At 69.7% G+C, this 20020-nt stretch carries 19 protein-coding genes; 9 read left to right on the top strand and 10 right to left on the bottom strand.

Annotated features, from left to right (window positions below):
• Nucleotides 1-154: 154 nt before the first annotated feature.
• From C461_RS02200 to C461_RS02185, 4 genes are all read left to right on the top strand, one after another.
• Nucleotides 155-1288 (top strand): ABC transporter ATP-binding protein, encoded by a 1134-nt coding sequence (locus C461_RS02200; RefSeq protein WP_007998260.1) that lies wholly within the window; start codon nucleotides 155-157, stop codon nucleotides 1286-1288.
• A gap of 383 nt (nucleotides 1289-1671) precedes the next feature.
• Complete coding sequence (gene mutL, locus C461_RS02195) at nucleotides 1672-3975, top strand: DNA mismatch repair endonuclease MutL (RefSeq protein ID WP_007998258.1); 2304 nt, start codon at nucleotides 1672-1674, stop codon at nucleotides 3973-3975.
• Nucleotides 3976-4048: 73 nt separating this feature from the next.
• Complete coding sequence (locus tag C461_RS02190; protein WP_007998256.1) at nucleotides 4049-5209, top strand: thiolase family protein; 1161 nt, start codon at nucleotides 4049-4051, stop codon at nucleotides 5207-5209.
• Nucleotides 5206-5661 carry a Zn-ribbon domain-containing OB-fold protein gene (locus C461_RS02185; RefSeq protein ID WP_007998254.1) on the top strand — a complete coding sequence of 152 codons (456 nt, stop codon included), beginning with the start codon at nucleotides 5206-5208 and terminating at the stop codon, nucleotides 5659-5661. The genes C461_RS02190 and C461_RS02185 overlap by 4 nt, the downstream gene beginning before the upstream one ends.
• Before the next feature lie 33 nt (nucleotides 5662-5694).
• Here C461_RS02185 and C461_RS02180 read toward each other — a convergent pair whose 3' ends face one another.
• The 4 genes from C461_RS02180 to C461_RS02165 form a co-directional block, all read right to left on the bottom strand.
• Nucleotides 5695-6243, bottom strand: a complete 549-nt coding sequence (locus C461_RS02180; protein ID WP_049906214.1) for a putative phosphothreonine lyase domain-containing protein — start codon at nucleotides 6241-6243, stop codon at nucleotides 5695-5697.
• A 67-nt stretch (nucleotides 6244-6310) separates the two neighbouring features.
• The gene (locus C461_RS02175; protein WP_007998251.1) at nucleotides 6311-7096 is read right to left on the bottom strand and encodes a metallophosphoesterase; all 786 of its coding nucleotides are present in this window, start codon (nucleotides 7094-7096) and stop codon (nucleotides 6311-6313) included.
• On the bottom strand, nucleotides 7096-8712 hold the full coding sequence (locus tag C461_RS02170) for a hypothetical protein (protein ID WP_007998250.1): 1617 nt from the start codon (nucleotides 8710-8712) through the stop codon (nucleotides 7096-7098). Before C461_RS02170 ends, C461_RS02175 begins: the two co-directional genes overlap by 1 nt.
• Nucleotides 8713-8776: 64 nt before the next feature.
• Entirely contained in the window at nucleotides 8777-10051 is a 1275-nt protein-coding gene (locus C461_RS02165) for a Single-stranded DNA binding protein (protein ID WP_007998248.1), read from the bottom strand.
• A gap of 137 nt (nucleotides 10052-10188) precedes the next feature.
• Between C461_RS02165 and C461_RS02160 the strand changes: the two genes are divergently transcribed.
• Nucleotides 10189-10506 (top strand): DUF7510 family protein, encoded by a 318-nt coding sequence (locus tag C461_RS02160; protein WP_007998246.1) that lies wholly within the window; start codon nucleotides 10189-10191, stop codon nucleotides 10504-10506.
• 46 nt (nucleotides 10507-10552) lie between these two features.
• Here C461_RS02160 and C461_RS02155 read toward each other — a convergent pair whose 3' ends face one another.
• From C461_RS02155 to C461_RS02130, 6 genes are all read right to left on the bottom strand, one after another.
• On the bottom strand, nucleotides 10553-11581 hold the full coding sequence (locus tag C461_RS02155; RefSeq protein ID WP_049906226.1) for a glycosyltransferase family 4 protein: 1029 nt from the start codon (nucleotides 11579-11581) through the stop codon (nucleotides 10553-10555).
• Between the two features lie 176 nt (nucleotides 11582-11757).
• A complete protein-coding gene (locus C461_RS02150) occupies nucleotides 11758-12036 on the bottom strand; it encodes a DNA-directed RNA polymerase subunit L (protein ID WP_007998243.1) in 279 nt (92 codons plus the stop codon).
• 534 nt (nucleotides 12037-12570) lie between these two features.
• Nucleotides 12571-13218: a 30S ribosomal protein S3ae gene (locus tag C461_RS02145; RefSeq protein ID WP_007998241.1), complete on the bottom strand. Its 648-nt coding sequence runs from the start codon at nucleotides 13216-13218 to the stop codon at nucleotides 12571-12573.
• Nucleotides 13215-13535: a KEOPS complex subunit Pcc1 gene (locus C461_RS02140; RefSeq protein ID WP_007998239.1), complete on the bottom strand. Its 321-nt coding sequence runs from the start codon at nucleotides 13533-13535 to the stop codon at nucleotides 13215-13217. Before C461_RS02140 ends, C461_RS02145 begins: the two co-directional genes overlap by 4 nt.
• Nucleotides 13532-14773 (bottom strand): hypothetical protein, encoded by a 1242-nt coding sequence (locus tag C461_RS02135; protein ID WP_007998238.1) that lies wholly within the window; start codon nucleotides 14771-14773, stop codon nucleotides 13532-13534. The genes C461_RS02140 and C461_RS02135 overlap by 4 nt, the downstream gene beginning before the upstream one ends.
• A gap of 93 nt (nucleotides 14774-14866) precedes the next feature.
• Nucleotides 14867-15337, bottom strand: a complete 471-nt coding sequence (locus C461_RS02130; RefSeq protein WP_007998236.1) for a 30S ribosomal protein S15 — start codon at nucleotides 15335-15337, stop codon at nucleotides 14867-14869.
• A 357-nt stretch (nucleotides 15338-15694) separates the two neighbouring features.
• Between C461_RS02130 and C461_RS02125 the strand changes: the two genes are divergently transcribed.
• The 4 genes from C461_RS02125 to C461_RS02110 all read left to right on the top strand — a co-directional run bounded on the left by C461_RS02125 (nucleotide 15695) and on the right by C461_RS02110 (nucleotide 19699).
• Nucleotides 15695-17383, top strand: a complete 1689-nt coding sequence (locus tag C461_RS02125; protein ID WP_007998234.1) for a Na+/H+ antiporter NhaC family protein — start codon at nucleotides 15695-15697, stop codon at nucleotides 17381-17383.
• Nucleotides 17380-17646, top strand: a complete 267-nt coding sequence (locus C461_RS02120; protein ID WP_007998232.1) for a DUF7513 family protein — start codon at nucleotides 17380-17382, stop codon at nucleotides 17644-17646. The genes C461_RS02125 and C461_RS02120 overlap by 4 nt, the downstream gene beginning before the upstream one ends.
• Before the next feature lie 77 nt (nucleotides 17647-17723).
• On the top strand, nucleotides 17724-18407 hold the full coding sequence (locus tag C461_RS02115) for a PHP domain-containing protein (protein ID WP_007998230.1): 684 nt from the start codon (nucleotides 17724-17726) through the stop codon (nucleotides 18405-18407).
• A 2-nt stretch (nucleotides 18408-18409) separates the two neighbouring features.
• A complete protein-coding gene (locus C461_RS02110) occupies nucleotides 18410-19699 on the top strand; it encodes an asparagine synthase C-terminal domain-containing protein (protein WP_007998227.1) in 1290 nt (429 codons plus the stop codon).
• The last annotated feature ends 321 nt before the right edge of the window (nucleotides 19700-20020 follow it).

Genomic DNA, 20020 nt, shown 5'->3' with positions numbered 1-20020 from the left:
TACGTGTTCATACATTTAGTATTTGGGATGTACATCGGCGTTCATTATATATAGAAAATTATACGACCACAGGATATCCTTGAAAACATATTTCGTCACAGTTTGGAAAAATAAGGAAGAATTATTATCCTCGACGAACGAGTTGCGTCAACGAATGGCGGACGTCACACTCGACACCCTCAGAAAGGAGTTCGACAGGGGAACCATCGTCGCCGTCGACGACATCGATCTGGAGCTCGAAGACGGCGAGTTCGTGACCGTCGTCGGACCGTCGGGCTGTGGAAAGACCACGACGCTACGGATGGTCGCTGGCCTCGAAGAGCCGACTTCGGGAGCCGTCCGCTTCGACGGCGAGGACGTCACCGACATCCACGCGAAGGATCGGCCCGTGGCGATGGTGTTCCAGAACTACGCGCTGTACCCGCACAAAACGGTCATGGAGAACATGGCCTTCGGGCTCAAAATGAGCACGGATATGACTAAAGAACAGCGTCGCGAGCGCGTGACGGAGATGGCCGAGATGATGGGGATCGCGGACCTGCTCGACGACAAGCCGGACGAGCTCTCCGGCGGGCAGAAACAGCGCGTCGCGTTGGGCCGCGCCATCGCCCGCGAGCCCGAGGTGTTCCTGTTCGACGAGCCGCTCTCGAACCTCGACGCGAAGCTCCGGACGGAGATGCGCGCCGAGATCCAGAAGCTCCAGAAGGAGTTCGGCGTCACGGCCATGTACGTCACCCACGACCAGGAGGAGGCGATGACGATGGGCGACCGCCTCGCGATCTTGAACGACGGGAAGCTCCAACAGGTCGGTCAGCCGACCGAGGTGTACGAGAACCCGGTCAACAAGTTCGTCGCCGGCTTCATCGGCTCCCCGTCGATGAACTTCATCGACGTCGACGTCGAGACCGACGGGACGACGGCGACGATCCGCGACGACGAGTCGGGGCTCGCCTTCGAACTCAGCGGCGAGTACGTCACGGGCCGCGACCTGGAGAGCGGGCCGTACACGCTCGGTATTCGTCCCGAAAACATCGTCGTCAAGGAGGCACCGACCGGCGACGAGACGCTGGTGTCGACCGTCGAGGTCGTCGAACCGATCGGTTCGGACAACTACATCCACTTAGCCATCAACGACGACTTCCTCGCGCGGTCGAGGCCCGACATCAAACCCGAGACCGGCGACGAAGTCGGCGTCACCTTCGAGGAGGAGCACATTCACCTGTTCGACGCCGAGACCGGCGAGGACGTGTTCTTGAGCGACGAGGAGATCGCGGCCGCGGTCGCCTGAGACGGTTATTTATAAGTGATAGACCGTCGGTGCACACCCCGAATCCCCAGTCGCCGGCGGCGAAGCCGCCGGTGGCCAGAGACGCGAAGCGCCTCGGTGCCACGAGATCGGCGCACGCTCGCCGCGAGATCGGCGCACGCCCGCAGTGATCTTCGAGTCCCACCCTCCGCACCGCAGCCTCACGCCTCCCCAGCCTCGCAGCGGTCGGTTATAACCGACCGCTGCGTCCCTCGCGCTCTCGCCGCCGCCGCTTCGCGGCGGCGATCGAGGAGCGCGCCACCGCAGGTTGATTTATACCTGATCGCCTCCCGACACGCCATCGGTCTCGCGTCGTCCTCGGCGACAACGGGTTCAAGTGCGCGCTCGCCCGACGAGGGATACGAATGGAGCCGCCAGACATCGAGCGATTGGACGAGCGGACCGTCCAGCGTATCGCGGCCGGCGAGGTCGTCGAGCGCCCGGCGAGCGTCGTCAAAGAGCTGATCGAAAACAGCCTCGACGCGGGCGCGAGCCGCGTCGCGGTGTCGGTCGAGGCCGGCGGCACCGAGGGGATCCGCGTCCGCGACGACGGCGTCGGTATCCCCGCCGACCAGTTGGAGGCGGCCGTCGCTGAACACGCGACCTCGAAGATTTCCGCCATCGAGGACCTCGACCGCGGCGTCGTCACGTTGGGCTTCCGCGGCGAGGCGCTGTACACCGTCGGCGCGGTCTCGCGGCTCACCGTCCGCTCGCGCCCGCCGGGCGCCGACGCGGGCGCGGAGATCACCGTCGAGGGCGGCGACGTCGGCGACGTGCGCCCCGCGGGCTGTCCGGAGGGAACGACCGTCGAGGTCGACGACCTGTTTTTCAACACGCCCGCGCGCAAGAAGTTCCTCAAGCGGACGACCACCGAGTTCGACCACGTGAACACCGTGGTCACCGGCTACGCGCTCGCGAACCCCGACGTCGCCGTCTCGCTGGAACACGACGGCCGCGAGACGTTCGCGACCGAGGGGAACGGCGACCTCCGATCGGCCGTCCTCGCCGTCTACGGCCGCGAAGTCGCCGAGTCGATGGTGGACGTGGCGTGGACGCCGGACGCTCCGGACGCTTCGGGCACCCCGGACGGCGACACCCATGCCGACCCGCCCGTCCGGAGCGTCACCGGCCTCGTCTCTCATCCCGAGACGACTCGGTCGACTCGCGAATACCTCGCGACCTACGTCAACGACCGGTACGTCACCGCGAGCGCGCTGCGCGAGGCGACTCTCGACGCCTACGGCGGCCAGCTCGCGCCCGATCGCTACCCCTTCGCGGTGCTGTTCGTCGAGGTCCCGGCGGGCGACGTCGACGTGAACGTCCACCCTCGGAAGCTGGAAGTCCGCTTCGACGAGGAGCCCGCGGTGCGCGCGGCCGTCGAGGACGCGGTCGAGTCGGCGCTGCTCGACCACGGCCTGATCCGCTCGACGGCCCCTCGCGGACAGTCGGCGCCCGAGGAGACGGCGGTCCGTCCGGAGCACCCGGAGACGGAGGCCGTCGGCGGCGCGGGCACCGACCACGAGCGCGCCGCCCTCGACGGGCGAGACGAGGGCGACGCCGACGGCCCGGACGACCCGGACGACGGACACCGGCCTGAAACGACGACCGGCGCCGCGGCGTTGAACCCGACCGACGAGGACGCGTGGTCGGTGGGCGACGTCGGCGGGATCGGTGGGGCCGGTGGCGGTCGTGACGACTCCGGGACCGACGGCCGACCCTCCCCCCGGAGTTGGCAGTCGGACCCGGAGCCCGCAGACGGCGCGACCGATGCCGGCGACGGTGACAGCCACGTCGGGGCCAGCCGCGACACCGGAACCGTCGCCGACCGCACAAATGAGAGCCGTGTCGGCAAGTCGATCCCGGGAGGCGACCCGACTCCGGTCGACGCCGACGCGAGCAATACCGATGCAACCGACATCGACGCGAGCGATACCGGACCGGACGACAGGCGGGACCCGCCTCCGGCGCAGACCGGTTCGCGGTCACCGCGCTCGACGGCTCAGCGGACCCTCGGGGACGACGCGTCGACGACGGCGGCGGAGCGAAGCTACGACTCGCTCCCGCCGCTGCGGGTGCTCGGACAGCTCCACGAGACGTACGTCATCGCGGAGGCGCCGGACGGGCTCGTGCTGATCGATCAGCACGCCGCGGACGAGCGGGTGAACTACGAGCGCCTGCAGGCCGCCTTCGACGACGGGGCGGACGCGCAGGCGCTCGCGGAGCCCGTTCGGGTGGAACTGACGGCGCGGGAGGCCGCGGTGTTCGACGAGTTCGTCGACGACCTCGCCGCGATCGGCTTCCAGGTCGAGCGCGCCGGCGACCGCGCAGTCGTCGTCGAGGCGGTCCCCGCCGTCTTCGACGCCGCGCTCGACCCGGCCCTCGTTCGGGACGTGCTCTCGGCGCTCGTCGGCGACGCCACCGCGGGCGACGAGCCGGTGACCGATATCGTCGACGAGCTGCTCGCCGACCTCGCGTGTTACCCGTCCGTGACCGGCAACACCTCGCTGACGGAGGGGCGGGTCGTCGACCTGCTCGACCGGCTCGACGCCTGTGAGAACCCCTACGCCTGCCCGCACGGCCGACCGGTCGTCATCCGGCTCGATCGCGACGAGATCGGCTCTCGCTTCGAGCGCGATTACCCCGGTCACGCAGGCCGACGCGCGGAGTGAGAGACGACCTTCGCCGGGACCTTTCCCCGCTGCAGAGAGGTACGTTTTAGGCGGGCGCCGTGGACCGACGCGTATGGAACGCGTAGCGATCATCGGCGCGTCGATGACCCGATTCGGGCAGCGCGACGCCTGGGTACGAGAGCTGTTGGCGGAGGCGGGCGCGGCCGCGCTCGACGACGCCGGGATCGACGGTGACGACCTCGATCACCTGTACGTCTCGAACATGGCCAGCGGCGAGTTCGAGGGCCAAACCGGGGTCCCGAACGCGCTCGCTCACGACTTGGCGGCCACTCCAGCGTACACCGCCCGGATCGATCAGACCTCCTCGTCGGGGGGCGCGGGCGTGTACGCCGCCTGGCAGTCGATCGCCTCCGGCGCGAGCGACCTCACCATGTTGGTCGGCGGCGAGAAGATGACCCACCGGACGACCGCGGAGGCGACCGACGTGATCGCGTCGCTCACGCACCCGGTCGAGTACAAACACGGCGTCACGCTCCCTTCCTTCGCGGGGCTCACCGCGCGGCTCTACCTCGACGAGTACGACGCGCCCCGCGAGAGCCTCGGGAAGGTGGCGGTGAAGAACCACAGAAACGGCGTCGACAACCCCCACGCGCAGTTTCAGAAGGAAGTCGACCTCGACACGGTGCTCGACTCGCCGATCGTCGCCGATCCGCTGCGACTGTACGATTTCTGTCCGATCACCGACGGCTCCGCGGCGCTCGTCTTCTGCCCCGAATCCGTCGCCGAGGAGTACGTCCCCCGAGATCAATACGCCGTCGTGTCGGGGATCGGTGGCGCGACCGACACGCACGTCGTCCACGAGCGCGCGGACCCGACGACGATGGGCGGCGTCGCCGACTCCTCCGATATCGCCTACGAGATGGCCGGGATCGGCCCCGACGACGTCGACGTCGCGGAGCTTCACGACATGTTCACGATCCTCGAGTTCCTCCAGAGCGAGGACCTCGGCTTCTTCGAGAAGGGCGAGGGGTGGAAAGCCGTCGAGGAGGGCGTCACCGACCGCGACGGCGAACTCCCGATCAACACCTCCGGCGGGCTCAAATCGAAGGGCCACCCGCTCGGCGCCAGCGGCGTCGCACAGATGTACGAGATATACAAGCAGGTCACCGGCGACGCCGGCCCGCGACAGGTCGAGGCCGACACGGGCCTCGCCTGCAACGTCGGCGGGTTCGGGAACTGCGTGACCACGGCCATTCTGGAGGGAAGCCAATGAGCGAACACGAGACGACCGATACCGGAGCCGACGATCAGGAGAACAGCGCCGAACCGACCTTCGAGGCCGCCGAGTACGCGGACGGCACCGTCACGTACCCGCCCCACACCGTGAGCCCGAACGGCGCCGATCGCGTCGGGACGGTCGACCTCCGCGAGTACGAGGGGCGGGTCGTCACGTGGACGACCTCGACCGCGACCCCGCCGGGAGTTCGCGAGCCGAACACGCTCGCCATCGTCGAGTTCGAGATGGGCGACGACTACGACGGGCCGGTCGTTCGCGCGCTCGGCCAGATCGCCGAGCGCGAGGACGGCGCCGGCGAGACCGTCGACGTCGACATCGGCGACCGCGTCGAGCCCGTCTACGCCGACGAGCTTCGCGAGCCTGGCGCCGGGATCCGTGAACCCGAGAGTCAGAGCTGGGACGGGTTCCGCTTCCGTCCGATCCAGTAGAACGGACGCCGCCTCCGCGCCGGCGCCGGCGTCTCACGCCCGGTACCGCGCTGAGTCCGACGCGCCGTACTCGCCGAGCCGGTCCTCGTACGCTTCCGAGAGCGTGTACACGTCGGGTTTGTACCGTATCCGTTCGGTCACGCCGTGAGCGTCCCCGAGCCGGCGCCGGACGCGGTCGACGTCGCCGCGCTCGAAGTAGTTCGGCGTGAACACCAGCAGCGCGTGGTCCGACTCGCCGAACGCCTCGCAACCGGCCCGAGTCGTGACCTTCGCGTCCCAGAACCGCCCCGCAGCGACGTCGGCGACGATGTCCTCCCAGAGCCCGTCCGTCTCCTCGGGCGGACGCTCGACGAGCCATTTTCCGCTCAAGTACGTCTCTTCGAGCGCGAGCCGGTCGATATCGGCCATCCTCTCGTTCTCGGCCGGCGGGAGGTCCGCGCTCGTCGTCGCCGCGGGGCGAGCCACGCCGTGTCTCGGAAAGTACCCGTCGCGGGCGTTCCGCGGGAACCCCGTCACGTCTTTCGCGCGGAGCCAGTGCCACCCCTCGTCGGTGATCTCGGTGGGCGGTCGGTCGACGAGCATAACCGTCAGTTCGAGGTGCACGCGAAAAACGTTCTCGCCGACGAGAGCCGCGCTCCGTCCCGGCCAGTCAGACCCGCCGGAAATCGCCGAGCCGCGTCCCGTCCAGCAGGTACGCGTCGCCGGCCGGCAGCGCTTCGGGGAGGAACGGCGCGAGAAACGACTGCCCGTCGACGTTGACCCACGTCCCGCCGGACCGCTCGTTGAACGCCGGGAAGACGACGAGCTCGGGCGGGTCGGTGGATGCAGGTCCGCCGTCGCTTCCGCCCTCGACAAACGCCTCGGGATCGATCTCACCGCGTAGCCACGCGCGCTCGACGCGCGACCCGCCGACCGCGTCCTCCAGTCGGACCTGTGGGTGCTCGTGACCCATGCACACCGCGTCTGCATCGAGCAGATCGGGAGCGGGCCACGTGTGGCCGTGGAGGACGCCGACACCGCCGTCGCTCCCGAGCACCCCGCCCTCTGCGCCGATCACGTCGACGTCGGCGGCGAAGGCGTCGGCGACGCCCGCGTCGTGGTTCCCCTCGACGAGCGTCATCGGAACGCGGTCGGTGATCGCGCGGATGAGGACCTCCAGTTCCTCCCGCTCGTCGCCCTCCGGGGCGCCGATTCGGTGAGCGAGGTCGCCGAGGACGACGAGCCGGTCGGCGTCGGTCTCCGCGAGGAGTTCGCAGAGTCGCTCCCGGCGCTCGTCCGCGCGGCTGTCGAGTTCGATCCCGCGCTCGTAGCGCAGTCCGACCTCGATGCCGGCGTGGACGTCGGCGACGAGCAGCGCGCGCTCGCTACCGAGGTCGGCGACCGCCGCCGGCTCGCCGACCACCGGCTCGACGGTAGCCAGATCGCCCGGCGGCATCAGATCGGCTTGAGCAGACCGTCGCCGGGCTCATAGCACTTCCCGCTCATCAGCGCGTCCTGAATGGCGTCCTCGACCGCCTCGGCGGCGACGCCGTGCTCGTCGACGACGCGGTCGACCACCGCCTCCCGGTCGGCGCCGTCGCCGTCGTCGAGCGCGGCCATGGCGTCGACGGCTGCGACTTCGAGGTCGACGTCGGCTGACGCGTCGTCATCGCCCTCCTCCTCGTCGGGTGCGGGGTCGTCGTCTTGCGCGTCCGTACCGGCCATCGCCGTCTCCGTGGCGTCCGCAGTCGTCTCCTCCGGCTCGGGCACGTCGATGTCTGCCTCGCCGGGGTCGTCGACCTCGCTGCCGGTCGAGAAGTCGGTCCCGAACTCGGACTCAATCTCTTCGCGTTCCTCGTCGTCGAGCTGGTACATCTCGTCCGACGCGGCGTCGACCGCGGGCTCGTCCACGTCGCCCCCGGCGTCGAAGTCACCGAGACCGTCGGCGTCGGCAGATTCGGACTCGGTGCTTTCGGCCCGGTCGACAGATTCGGCTGTGCTCGTCGATGTCGACTCCGCGGAGCCGGCGCTGGGGGCCGGCTCTTCTTCGACAGAGTCTGCGGCGGGGTCGGGTTCGGGATCGGTCTGGACGGCGTCGGTCCCGTCGTCGCTGTCGGTCTCGGTAGTGCCGGTGGCCTCGGCGGCCTCGGCGGTCTCGGCAGCCCCAGCGACCTCGGCGGTCTCCGTGGCCTCGGCAGTCTCCGTGGCCTCGGTGGTCTCGGCGGTCTCACTCTCGACGGCCTCGTCCGCGACAGCATCGGCCCCGTCTGCGGCCGGCTCGTCCGCGACGGCCTCGTCGACGGTCGGCTCCGTCGCGTCCGCGATCGGCGACGACGCTTCGATCGTCACGTCGGTCTCGGGGAGCGTGCCGATCACGGCCTCGCCGCCGGCATCGGGGGCGAACTCTGGAGCGCGAACCTCGTCGCGGTCGCCGGCGATGAGCGCCAGCGCGTCGACGGCGAGCTGACGGAGCGCCTCGACGTAGGCGGTCGAGGTGCCGTAGTGGGCGATCGCCTTCGGGATCCCCGCCGAGAGCGCCGCCGGTGCACCGCCGGCTTCCAGCGCCGCGCGGAGGTCGTCACCACGGAGCTCCGAGTCGAGCGCCAGCTCGAAGACCGCGAGCCGATCGAGCGTCGCCTCCGCGGCGGAGACGACCCAGCGGTCGCGGGTGTCGGCGTCAACGTCGTTGAGGCTCTCCGGGCGAACCGAGGTGAACACCCGGTCCGAGTCCTCCGGCTCGAACGTGCGCGCCTTGCCGGTCAAGGCGACGAACGACGGCGGTTCGGCGCGTTCGAGGAACGCCTGTGCCTCCGGCTGGTACTGGCCGGCGTAGGTGACGAACGCGCCGGAGGGGTCGACGACCCGCCCGCGGCGCGTCTCGTCGTTCACGCGCTCGACTTCGGTGAGCACGCCGGCGACGAACAGCCGGTTCACGCGCGCACCGGTCGGCGTGACGACGTAGTTCGGGGCGCGCTCCTCGTCGCTCTCGGAGTACGACAGGGAGGCGTCGTCGAACTCCGCGGCGAACACCCGGTGGGCGACCTCGCGGGCGCCCGGTCCGTCGTCGCTCATTCGCCCACCTCCGCGAGCTGTCTCTTATACACATCTCTGATGNGGGCGCCCGGTCCGTCGTCGCTCATTCGCCCACCTCCGCGAGCGCGGCACGAGCGGCATCGGCCGGATCGTCGTCGGCGAGCGCGAACTCGCTCGCGTCGAGGTTGGCGCCGTAGTCGTCCACGGAGAGGTTCCCGCGGACCCGGTAGGCGTGTCCCACCACCGAGTCGGCGATCGCGTCGGCCACGACCGCCTTGTCCATGGCGTCTTTCGCCGCGTCGAGCGCGTCGTCCAGCCCGCCGCCGTACACCTCCGCGGTCAGCTCGTCGTCGAGGATGACGGTCACGGTGTCGGTGCCGTCGTCGAGAATCGCTTTCACCCGGAGGTCGTCTTCACCGTCGACGTCGCCGTGGCTCCGACACTGACCGTTCTGGACGATCCGACCGCATTCCGGGCATCGCTCGATGAGCCCAGAGCCGTCCCGAATCTCCAAGACGTTGCCCACGACCTCGACGTCGAACATCCCGCCGGAGGCGACCGCCTCGGCGATCGACAGGCGGGGCGCGTCCTCCGCAACCTCGATTGGGTCAGGCAGCGGGGTCACCGTCGAGAACTCGGTGAGGTTGAGCGACGGGACGCCGCGGAACTCGCGGACGTACACGTCTTCGATCCGCAGGTCGGCTCCCGGCTCCAGCTCGGCGCGCGGCTGCCAGTCGGTGAACGGGAGCTTAGCGGTCGAGTCGCCGACGACGCCCTCCAGGATCTCGGTCTCTCCGTCGCGGCCGGAGATCGTCTTCTCGTCGACCTCCAGCACGCGAACTTCGACGTTTCGGCCGCGGTCGCCCGCGGCGATATCGACGAGACTTCGATCGCCGCCGACCGCCTGGTCGACTTCGACCGGCTCGTCGGCGATGGCGACGGTCGTCGAATCGTTGAGGTTGAGCTCCGGGTCGCCCTCCCACTCGCGGACGCCGGCGTTGCCGATCGTCAGCGAGTCGCCCGGCTCGAACCCGAAGTCCTGCCACGCGGTGTACGAGATGGTCCCGGTGTCGTCGGCGACTTCGCCCTCGCGGATCGTGAGGTCGTCGCCCTGGTACCGGATCGTTCGCGTCCCCTGCGTGAGCACTCGGACAGTGACCGTCACGCTGTTGTTGTCCGTAGTGATCTCGCCGACGCCGACCGAATCCGGAGTGGGCGCCGAGCCGCCGCCTCCGCCGCCGTGTTTCCGGCGGACGCTCTGTTTGGCCTCGTCGATCGGGACGCTGTACTCCAGTAGGTTCTCCAAGTCCGCTTTGACCTCCTCTTTGTCGACGCCGAGATCGGAGGCGAGATCCTCGGCATGGCTGTTGACGTCCATCGGAACGGAGTTCGACGCGACCGCACAAAAGGATTCACCACCGACCGGCGGCGACGCCCCGGTGAAAACGGGGCGGGGACAGGGTGTCGCGGCGCACGGCCAGTACAGCTAAACCGCCCCCGTCCGCACGGTGGTGTATGGACGAGATCGATATCGACACGCGCGTCACCGAAGCGCGGACCGTCATCGACGTGACCGGCACTCGCGACGTGGCCGTCGTCGTTCGGTCGGAGAGCGGCGAGCGGATCTACCTCCCGCCCGAGCGATTCGACGAGCCGGTGTCGGCGTCGCCGTACACCTCGCCGTATCAGGGCGCGGGCGTCGGCGGCGAGGAAAGCCCGTACGGCGGCGGGTCCGGAAGCACGCGCGGAGTGGTCGAAACCGCCGACGGATTCCGGATCACGCACCCCGAGCCGACGACCGAGTTCGACGTGTACCGGGGCGACGAGGAGTAACGGGCGACGAGGAGTAGTCTGGCCGCGAGATCGGATTGTCGGCGCTTCAGGCGACGTCTTCGTACACCGCGAGCGTGTCCTCCGCCACGTCCAGCCACTCCCGCCGCTCGTACTCCGGCAGCTCGTCGCGGTCGAGCGCCGTCGCGAGTCCGTCGACGATCGACTCGGAGTCCGTGTCCACCTCGACGAGACAGCCGTCGGGAAGCACCTCGGCGACGCCGGACCGGGTCGCGACGACCTGCGTCCCGGCTTCCAGCGCCTCCGTGATCGTGATGCCGAACGGCTCCGCGTACGAGGGCGAGACGAACGCGTCGGACGCGGCGTAGTAGTCGCCGAGTTCAGCCTCGGGGACGTAGCCGACGAACTCGACGCGGTCCTCGATGCCGATCAGCTCGGCGAACCGCTTCAGCTGCTCGGTCTGGTGGCCCGACCCGCCAACGACGAGCGTGACGTCCCGGCCGCGCAGCTTCTTCATCGCGTACAGCAGATGCGAGATGCCCTTCTGGTCGGTGTGGCGGCCGACGAAAAACAGCATCTCGCCGTCGATGCCGAGGTCCGCGCGGACGTCTTTCCCGGAGAACTTCGGGGTCGAAAAGCCGTTGTACACGACCCGCGAGTCGGCGTCGTACAGCTCCCGGATGTCCTCGCGGACGATCTCGCTGACCGCGATGTTCGTGTCGGCGGCGTTCGCGAGCCGGCGCTCGGTCTCGACCTCGCGTTTCGGCGGGTTGATGTTGCGGTCGCTCGCCAGCGAGTGGAACGACGACACCCACGTGGCGTCGGACTCGCGGGCGGCCTGTCGGCCGGGGCCGTAGCCGAACCAGTCGTGCGTGTGTATCACGTCGTGGTCGGGGGCGAGCTCCGCGAACCGGTCGCTGAGGCGACCGACGCGGGCGGCGACGTCGCCCTCACCGGTCTCGACCGGTTCGAGGCCCGGCTCGTCGTCCGGGGCGAACTCCGCGGGCAACACCAGGGTGGCGTCCACCCCGAGGTCGTCGCGGAGCCCGGTGAACAGTTCCCCGACGTGGACGTCGAGACCGCCGGTGATGTTCGGCGGATATCCCCATCCCAGCATGAGTACGCTCGGCGGCATGCCTCTCCGTTTCGGGAGTCGGCACTTAGGTATACCCCTCACGCGGTCACGGGCGAGAGACGGAACGCGAAGAGCGGTAACAGAACCGAGAGGACGAAAGAAAAACGATGGGGGAGGTCCCCGAGCCGGATTGGTCCGGGTGGCCCGATTGGCCCCGTTCAGGCGGCCTTGACCGCGTCGCGCAGCGCCGCGGTCCGGTCCGTGATCGAGCCGGCGGCGTCCGCGAGCACGTCGAGCGGGTCGCCGGACTCGGCTTTCACCGTCAACACCGGCTCCGTCTGCCCACCGGACTGCTCGGGGTTCATGTCGTAGGTCGCGGCCGCGACGTCGTCGGCCTCCAGCAGGGCGCCTTTCAGCACGTTCATGAACGTGTGGTCCTCGCCGGCGATCTCGATGTGGAGTTCCGTATCGGTCTTCTCGATGACCCGCAGTTCCATGCGTTCCGATTCGCCCGAGGCGCGTTTCAAGGTTTCGTCTCCCGGATATTCGGGGTTGCGGACGACCCGCACGGCGTGATTCTCGTCGATAGCCTCGGCGTTCAGCTATAAGTCGTCGACGGCGCGAGGGATTCGCTCAAAAAAACCTCAGTCGATTGTTTATAAATGCGTGGTTGAAGATCCGTGAGAAAATCCGCCAAACCCCCAGCCCGCTCTGCAACCGCACCGCACCTCACACCTCCCCAGCCTCGTCAGTCGCCCTCCGCTTCGCTCCGGGCGACTGACTCCCTCGCGCTCCGCTCGTGCCTTTATAAGGCACTCGCGGGNTCCCCAGCCTCGTCAGTCGCCCTCCGCTTCGCTCCGGGCGACTGACTCCCTCGCGCTCCGCTCGTGCCTTTATAAGGCACTCGCGGGAGCGCGCCAGTACAAGTCGGGCTACTGCATCCGGTCTCGGGTACGGCCTACCGCGTAGCGGCGGTGCCGCCGCTACGTGGCTGATAAACGGAGAAATCGCGTGGGGGCGCTCGGAGGCGGTTACTCGTCGGTGTCGACCGCGACTTCGTCGGCGTCGACGTCGACGGCGGCCTCCTCCTCGGCGGCCACTTCGGACGGGCGCGCTTCGAGGGTCAGCTTCTGGACCTCGACGCGGCGGAGCGGGTAGATCAGCTTCGCCTCGCCGTAGATCGCGGACGAGAGGTTCCCGTCGACGATCGCGTCGACGAACGCCTCGAAGGTGCGCTCCTCGGCGGCCGCGTGGACCTTGTCGATCATGACGCGGCGGATGGCCTTCTCCTGGGAGCGGTCGGCCTTCTTCGTCGTCAGCGCGACGGGCTGGACGCGGATGCGGTAGTCGTCCGTCGTCAGCACCGTGATCGACGCCTCGACCTTCGAGGCGCCGCGGCGGACGAGCGAGCGCAGGTAGTCGCGCGTGAGCTCGTACGTGATGAACTCGGTGTAGGCCGTGTCGCTGCCGACGTCGGTGATCTTGAACGTCAGCTTCGTGTTGTTCGCGCCGGAGTCGCCGGTGAGCTCACCGAGCGTCGTCGTGATCGTGCGGCCGACGACCTCGGAGGGCTCCTCGGCGAGGGTCTCGCCGAGCTCCTGTCGGTCGAACTGTTCGGGCGCCAGCACGGTGTACCAGCGCTTCTGTTCTCTGCTCTTGGATACGGATCGTTCGCTCATGTGTTGGTGTTGGTATCGGTGTTGGTGTCGGAGGACCGTCCTCCGTCGTCGGCGGGCGCGCGATGCGTTCGCGCGCGCTCGACGAGTCTGTCCGCGACGCGCAGGTTCACGACGTAATCGTCCACGGTCGACCGGAGTCCGCCGGTCGTCGAGCGCTCGACGACGCACTCGATCGCGTCGCCGTCGACGCGGGTCGCCATCGACTCGGTGTCGTCGGGCGCGAGCGCGGCGGCGACGAGGGCGGCGTCGACGTGGGTCGTCCGGACGGTCGCCGTCCGGGTCGCCCCGTCGTCGGTCCGCGGTCCGTCCCCGCTCATAGCGCCTCCCGGAGCGCGGCGAGCGCGTCCGTGATGTCGCCGTCGTCGGCTCGCGGTTCGGTCGTGTCGCGTCCGTTGCTCCCGTCCGGATCGCCGGTTCCGACCGCGAGTCCGCCGCGAGCGGCGGTCCCCCAGCCGTCCCCGTCGAACTCGGCCGCGACCGACCGGCAGGCGTCGCCGATCCCGGTCGGCTCGACCGCGGCGGCCGCGAGTCGGCCGGCCGGTTCGTCGACCGCGACCGCGACGTCCTCCGGTGACCGAAAGTCCCGGACGAGCCGGGCGATCGTCGGGAGAACGGCGGCGCTCGACGCGCCGTCGTCTCCCGCGTCCGCGGCGTCGACGCGAGCGACGACGCAGCCGTCGTATCGGCCGATCGTCGCGCCGTCGAGCGCGCGGTGCGCCGTCAGCCCGTGGGTCCGCCACGCGTCGAGCGCCGCCGTTCGGAGGTCGCCCCCCGGGTCGGTCGCGAGCGCGAGCGCGACCCCAGTTCCGGGGGCCTCGCGGGCGAGCGCGTCGAGCACGTCGGCGTAGCCGCCGACCGTCTCGAAGGGCGCCGCGTCCCCGACCGTGGCGTACGGGCGGAGCGCGCGTTCGACCGCCGTCGCCGCGCGCGGGGTCGCCTCGTCCGCGTCCGCGACGTCGACGGCGACCAGCGACGCGAGCCGCCGGTGGGCGTCGTCGTCGAGGGACGCCGGGAGCCCGAGGTCCGCGAGCGCGGCCTGTGCGGCCGTCGAGTCACCGGAGTACGGCGCCCGGATCAGCGTCGAAGCCGCGAGTCCGTCCGCGAGGTCCGCGGTCGGCAGCGCGACGCCGGGGCGACGGCTGACCAGCCCCGACGAGTCGGCCGCGTCGAGGGCGTCGCCGGACCCGTCCGTTCCGGGGACGGAGCCGGCCGCGACGACGCCCGCGAGTGCGACGACCGGGTCCGGTTCGACGCCGAGCGATCGCGCGACCGCGAACGCGTCGACGCTCGCCGGCCGGCCGGCGCCGGGGATCGCGTGCGGGCCGCGGTCGGCACCGATCGTCACCGCGACGCCGTCGGAGACGTCGTCGGGGATCGGATCGCGGGCGACGCGGACCTGAAACGGCGTGCCGACCGCGCGCAGCGCCCGGGCGAGCAGCCCCGCGGCTGCGAGCGCGTCGCCGTCGTCGGTCGCGACGAGCCGGGCGAACGGCGCGTCGGCGAGGACGCCGGCGAGGGCGTCTGGGGCGGGCGTGGCGGATGTCGCTTCGGTCATGTGGATGCGTGCGTGGTGTCTGCTGCGTGTCGCGTCGTGTTCGGTTGTCGTTCGTTCCGTGCGTGTCGGCCCCGTTCTCGCCGGTACGCGTCGCTACTCGTCGTCGAGCAGCTCGGCGGCGAGCTCGTAGGTGTACGTGAACTCCTCGTCGATCTCGTCGCCGCGGTAGTAGTTCGCGAGGCGACGGATCTTCGATTCGGTGTTCTGGAGCGAGCGCTTGTTCTGGTAGTCCTGGCCGTTCTCGGCCATGTGCTCGCGGAGGCGGACCGCGCGTTCCATCAGCTTGCGGAGGTCCTCGGGGTACGCCGACGCGGCGTCGTGCTCTTCGAGGATCTCGGTGACCTTCTTGCCGGTCGCCAGCTTCACGTCGGGCACCGGGACGCCCTTGACGCCCTCGTCACGGAGTTTGAGTCCGATGACGCTGGGGTCGTGGCCCTGCTCCGCCAGTTCGACGACGCGGGACTCGATGTCCTCGGCGTCGACGTCGCTCCACTCCGGGTTCTCGTCCGTCGCCGGCTTGTCCGAACCGGACGAACCGCGACGGCGCGTGTGCATTCGTGCCATTGTTGAAATTGGAACGGCACAACCACAAACGTGACCGCGACTCCGCGCGGCGCGGCTGACGGGTGGCTCGCCGGTGCGAGCGGTCCCGAGAGGTCGGTCCGCGCGAGCGGACAGACCGGGCCGCGACGCCGGAGGCGTCGGTGCACTGCTACATTCCCAAGCCGCGGGCGAAAAGGCCCCCGGCGCGTCGGATCTGCAGCTGTGCTGTTCCCGTTCGTCACGTCGCCGTCGGGGTTCTTAAGGGTGTTCTTGTGGCGCTCGCGCGGGATCGCGGACGGAAACCGCCGGACGGGCGGGGCGCGGAGAGACACGAGGATTTACGTGGGCGGTCGAGTACCGAAGCCGTAGGAGAGAGCTATGACTGATCCATCTGACGGCGATCCGACCCGCCAGACGGGCGAGGAGTCACCGGGAGACGAACCACCGGACGCGAAGCGACCGGGAGCGGACCCGACGGGCGGGGGATCGCCCGGCGACGACGGGCCGGCGACTCCCGTCGAGGGCCCGGCGCTCCCGGACGGCGGGAGTCAGACCGCGGCCGACGACTTCGACGACGGCTCCGGGGACGACTCCGACCCGAAGATCAACTTCTACGGCGGGAAGTGGGCGAGCACGATCCCGATCGCCTTCTTCATCTTCTGGGCGATCATCCAGAGCGGCGTCCTCGGCATCGGCGACACCAACGGGCTCGTCGTCGGGGCGCTGATCGGGACCATCCTCGGCATGTTCTTCGTACGCGGGGACTGGAAGGCGTACGCCGACACGATCTTCGAGGGGATGACCCAGCGGGTCGCCGCGACCGCGATCGTGGCGTGGCTGTGGGCCGGGATGTTCGCCGAAACGCTGCAGGTCGGCGGATTCGTCGAGGGACTCATCTACGCCGCCGACGCGTTGAACGTCGGCGCGGCGACGTTCCCCGCGGCCGCGTTCGTGCTCTGCGGACTGCTTGCGACCGGTATCGGAACGGGGTACGGCGCCACCGTCGCGTTCGTGACCCTCTTTTTCCCGGCCGGGGTCCTCATCGGCGCGAACCCCGTGCTGCTGTTCGCGGCGATCCTCTCGGGCGCCGTGTTCGGCGACAACCTCGCGCCCGTGAGCGACACGACGATCGTGAGCGCGGTGACGCAGGACGCCGACATCGGCGGCGTCGTCGCCTCGCGGTTCAAGTACGCGATCATGGCCGCGGTGCCCGCGTTCGCCGCCTACCTGATCATGGGGTCGGTCCTCTCGGGCGCGAGCCTCGAAGGATCGGCCGCGCTTCGCGAGTCGGCGACCGCGATCGGACTCGTTCACCTGATCTCGATGGGCGTCGTCATCGCGACGGCCGTGGCGGGACGGCACATCGTCGAGGCGATCTCGTGGGGACTCATCGTCGCCGTCGTCTTCAACCTCGGCTTCGGCCTCTCGTCGGTCGCGGACGTCCTCGTGTTCACGACCACCGAGGCCACCCCCGCGGCCGCGCTCCCGTTCGTTCAGGTCGGTGAGACCGCGGGCGTGGGCGGAAGCCTCTACTCCGGCGCGATCGGCTTCTTCCCGCTCATCGTGTTGACCCTCCTGATCGTGTCGATGGCGCAGATCATGATCCGGGGCGGCGGCTTCGAGGCGATCCAGGACTTCCTGCTGGAGTCCGTCGCGACGAACGTCCGTCGCGCCGAACTGACGATGGTCCTCGGCACGGCGACGATCAACGGGATGATCACGATCAACACCGCCGCCGAGATCGCGATCGCGCCGTACATCGCGCGGATCGGCGAGAAGTTCAACATCAACGGCTACCGGCGGGCGAACATCTTGGACGCGAACACGTCGGCGCTCGGCTACATCTTCCCGTGGGCCGGCGGCGTCCTCGTCGGGTACCAGGTGATGGTCGGTCCCGACGGTCTCGGCGCCGAGTACGGCCCGGAGATGGTCGTCAACCCGATCGACGTGGTGCCGTACGTCTTCCACGGCTGGTTCCTCGTGATCGTCTTCCTGATAGCCGCGATCACCGGGTTCGGGCGGGAGTACATCCCCGACCGGACCTCCGAGGAGGTGTCGCGCGCATGAGCCGCTTCGAGAAGTTCCTCGCCGGCTGGTCGTTCCGGAGTTCGACGCCCGATTACGCGGTCGGCGACGTGATCGAGGTGATGGTCACCGGCGACGAGGGCGACACGGCCGTCGCCCGGATCGGCGATTCGACGCTCCGGATCGAGGGCGCGCCCGACGACGCCGTGAACACCCGCGTGCTGGTCGCGGTCGACGCGTGGGACGAGGCGAGCCACGCCGGTACCGGGACGTACCGAGAGACGGTCGGCAAGAGCGCGTTCTGACGGCCTCGCCGCCACACGCGGCCGCGTCTCGCCACCGGACCGGGGCGCTTTTTTAGTCGACTCCCGAAGCGACGAGCGTGCTATCGGTCGAGCTGCATACCCACTCCGAGCTGTCCCACGACGGGCGCGACCCGGTCGAGCTCCTCTTAGAGCAGGCGGCCGCCGTCGGGCTCGACGCGCTCGCCGTCACGGACCACGACGAGATCGACGCCAGCCTCGAGGCGGCCGAACTGGCCCCCGATTACGGGCTCGTCGGCATCGTCGGTATGGAGGTGACGAGCGCGGTCGGTCACATCCTCGCGTTCGGAATCGACGAGCGCGTCGAGAGCGGGCTCCCCTTCGACGAGACGCTCGACCGGATCCGCGATCAGGGCGGCATCGCGGTCGTGCCCCACCCCTTCCAGAAGTCGCGACACGGCGTCGCCGCCCACATCACCGACGAGCAGTTGGCGAGCGCGGACGCGATCGAAGTGTACAACTCGCGGCTGTTCACCGGCCGGTCGAACCGACAGGCCGAGAAGTTCGCGATCCGCAACGGGCTCCCGATGACCGCCGGGAGCGACGCCCACATCTCGGAGATGGTCGGACAGGCGGTGACCGAGGTCGGGGCGGACGACCGCTCGGCCGAGGCGATCCTCGATGCGATCGCCGACGGCCGAACCAGTGTCGTCGGGAAACGAACCCCGTGGCGCGTCTCGCTCCGCCAGTTCGGCGGCGGCGCGAAGCGGCGCGCGCTCCGCGCCATCAGGTCGCTGCGCTAGCCGTGACGACCGATCCACCGGCAACCGAGACGAGCGACTTCGAACCGACGCTCCGCGGCGCGGCCGCCGCCCGCGTCCGCGACGCCCTCCGCAACGGCGACCCCTTCCCCGGCGGACGCGGCTTCGCCGGCCGTCTCACTGACCCGCCGGACCGGGACGGGCCGGTCCTCGTCAGAGACGTGCTCGGCCGCGAGCCGCTGTTCGTCGAGCGAACGGCGTTCTTCCCGATCGGCGACGACGGCACGGAACCCGGTCGCGATCCGACCGAATCGGGAATGTGGAGCACCGACCGGCGCCTTCTCGCCGACCCCGTGTCGGTCCCCGCCGGGAGCGTCGTCTCCGAACGGGGCGTCGAGCGCGTCTGGACGCTCCCGTCCGGCGACCCGCTCGATCCGGAGGCTGGACAGGCCGCGGTCGACGACGCGCTCGCGAACGTGCTCGCGGAGGTCGGCGGGGGCGGCGAAGGCGACGAAGCCGACGAAGCCGACGCCGGTCGGCGTGACGGTCTCGCCGTCGCGTTCTCCGGCGGGGTCGACTCCGGTGTCGTCGCCGCCGCCGCGCCGGACGCCCCGCGGTACGTCGCCGGCTTCGAGGGGTGCCACGACGTGGCGGCCGCCCGGACGGCCGCCGCCGAGATGGATCGAAACGGACCGGGAGGCGGCCTGCGCGTCGTCGAGATCACCCACGACGACCTCGTCCGCGCGGCCCGGGAGGTCGCCCGCGCGACCGGGCGGCGGAATCCGATGGACGTCGCGATCGCGGTCCCGCTGTATCTCACGGCGGAGGCCGCGGCGGCCGACGGCGCGGAGCGGCTCGCGGTCGGACAGGGCGCCGACGAGCTGTTCGGCGGCTACAGCAAGGTGGTCGACCCGGCGACCGACCACCGCGTCGACGCCGACACGGTCCGAGGCGCGCGAACCGAGACGGTCCGGACGCTCCCGGGACAGCTCGAACGCGACGTGCTGGCGATCCGGGCCGCCGGGATCGAGCCGGTCGCACCGCTGCTCGACGACCGGATCGTTTCGGCCGCGCTCGCACTTCCGGGAGAGCTACTCGCCGCCGACGGCGAGCGGAAGATCGCGCTCCGCCGGGCCGCGGTCGGACGGGTGCCGGAATCGGTGCGGACGGCAGATAAGAAGGCGGTCCAGTACGGAACGTACGTCTCTCGAGAACTCGATCGGCTGGCGCGACAGGCGGGGTTCAAGCGGCGGATGGACGACCACGTCGGCCAATACCTCGACGCGTTGCTGGACGAGTCGACGGGAGGCGACGGCGACGCGATCGACGAGTGACGCCGGGAGACACTCTCCCCGAACCGGAGGTTCCGAGGCGATGAGTCCGGTCGAAAAACGGCCCGTGAGGGCCGACGCTGACCAAGCCGCCGTATGGAGTACCAGTCCTACGGCCGACGCCCGGTCGTCCGGGCGTCTAGTGACGAATAACGGGGACCGATATAAAATACGGGGAGTAGTGACAAATATGACTGCGGCGTCCACCGTTTCGCTGACAAACAGCCATCAAGCGGCCGATTTGCGTTACAACGGGGCGATCGGAGTCGGAACAGGCCGACGAAACTCCGGATGTGTCCGACGACGGTGGCCGGTGCGACGCGT

The sequence above is a fragment of the Halorubrum aidingense JCM 13560 genome, from assembly GCF_000336995.1.
Taxonomy (GTDB): Archaea; Halobacteriota; Halobacteria; order Halobacteriales; family Haloferacaceae; genus Halorubrum; species Halorubrum aidingense.
The sequence above is the reverse complement of the archived record's forward strand: the minus strand, read 5'-3'. Positions and strand labels throughout refer to the sequence as shown.

Excerpts from the sequence above, each read along its gene's own strand:
- C461_RS02135 (WP_007998238.1), bottom strand. The coding sequence starts at position 14,773 with ATGACCGAAGCGACATCCGCCACGCCCGCCCCAGACGCCCTCGCCGGC.
- C461_RS02160 (WP_007998246.1), top strand. The coding sequence starts at position 10,189 with ATGGACGAGATCGATATCGACACGCGCGTCACCGAAGCGCGGACCGTC.
- C461_RS02170 (WP_007998250.1), bottom strand. The coding sequence starts at position 8,712 with ATGAGCGACGACGGACCGGGCGCCCGCGAGGTCGCCCACCGGGTGTTC.
- C461_RS02190 (WP_007998256.1), top strand. The coding sequence starts at position 4,049 with ATGGAACGCGTAGCGATCATCGGCGCGTCGATGACCCGATTCGGGCAG.
- C461_RS02150 (WP_007998243.1), bottom strand. The coding sequence starts at position 12,036 with ATGGAACTGCGGGTCATCGAGAAGACCGATACGGAACTCCACATCGAG.
- C461_RS02200 (WP_007998260.1), top strand. The coding sequence starts at position 155 with ATGGCGGACGTCACACTCGACACCCTCAGAAAGGAGTTCGACAGGGGA.
- C461_RS02120 (WP_007998232.1), top strand. The coding sequence starts at position 17,380 with ATGAGCCGCTTCGAGAAGTTCCTCGCCGGCTGGTCGTTCCGGAGTTCG.
- C461_RS02125 (WP_007998234.1), top strand. The coding sequence starts at position 15,695 with ATGACTGATCCATCTGACGGCGATCCGACCCGCCAGACGGGCGAGGAG.
- C461_RS02165 (WP_007998248.1), bottom strand. The coding sequence starts at position 10,051 with ATGGACGTCAACAGCCATGCCGAGGATCTCGCCTCCGATCTCGGCGTC.
- mutL (WP_007998258.1), top strand. The coding sequence starts at position 1,672 with ATGGAGCCGCCAGACATCGAGCGATTGGACGAGCGGACCGTCCAGCGT.
- C461_RS02180 (WP_049906214.1), bottom strand. The coding sequence starts at position 6,243 with ATGCTCGTCGACCGACCGCCCACCGAGATCACCGACGAGGGGTGGCAC.
- C461_RS02140 (WP_007998239.1), bottom strand. The coding sequence starts at position 13,535 with ATGAGCGGGGACGGACCGCGGACCGACGACGGGGCGACCCGGACGGCG.
- C461_RS02185 (WP_007998254.1), top strand. The coding sequence starts at position 5,206 with ATGAGCGAACACGAGACGACCGATACCGGAGCCGACGATCAGGAGAAC.
- C461_RS02175 (WP_007998251.1), bottom strand. The coding sequence starts at position 7,096 with ATGCCGCCGGGCGATCTGGCTACCGTCGAGCCGGTGGTCGGCGAGCCG.
- C461_RS02155 (WP_049906226.1), bottom strand. The coding sequence starts at position 11,581 with ATGCTGGGATGGGGATATCCGCCGAACATCACCGGCGGTCTCGACGTC.
- C461_RS02130 (WP_007998236.1), bottom strand. The coding sequence starts at position 15,337 with ATGGCACGAATGCACACGCGCCGTCGCGGTTCGTCCGGTTCGGACAAG.
- C461_RS02145 (WP_007998241.1), bottom strand. The coding sequence starts at position 13,218 with ATGAGCGAACGATCCGTATCCAAGAGCAGAGAACAGAAGCGCTGGTAC.